This is a genomic window from Luteimonas sp. A611, from assembly GCF_054072715.1.
In genome coordinates this window covers 1-516 of record NZ_JBSVRP010000021.1, presented here as the reverse complement: position 1 = coordinate 516, position 516 = coordinate 1, and the positions used below count along the sequence as shown (strand labels likewise).

Genomic DNA, 516 nt, shown 5'->3' with positions numbered 1-516 from the left:
TTCGGACAGTGGACCTAGGGCACATACCCCAGGCGATTGAACCGCTCTTCGTATTGGGCGGGCGATTGGTAGTCTAGAGCCGAGTGCATGCGTGTTCGGTTATAGAAGGTCTCGATGTAATCGAACACAGCCAAGCGAGCAGCTTCGCGTGAGGCGAAGGCCTTGTCTGGTACCAGCTCCAGTTTGAGCGTGCTGAAGAAGCTCTCCGCCATCGCATTGTCGTAAGGCATGCCGGGTCGGCTCATGCTCAGCATGATATTCGCTGCCTCCGCTTTCGCCCGGTAGCTGGCGCTCGTGTACTGGCTGCCGCGGTCGTGATGAAGGACCACGTTGGGCCCCGGACGACGCTGCACGAGGGCCATGGCCAGAGCGCGTTCGGCTAGATCCCGGGTCTGCTGCGAGGCCATCGCCCATCCGACGACGCGCCGGCTGCACACGTCCAGCACGGCGGCCAGGTACAACCAGCCTTCGCGCGTGGGGATATGGGTGATATCGCCGACCCACACCCGGTTGGGG

General features: G+C 62.6%; 1 protein-coding gene. It reads right to left on the bottom strand.

What is annotated here, in order from left to right; all coding sequences use genetic code 11:
• Window positions 1-14 precede the first annotated feature (14 nt).
• The coding region (locus tag ACW5EG_RS17065) for an IS3 family transposase (protein WP_457022493.1) at window positions 15-516 on the bottom strand (502 nt) is incomplete at its 5' end.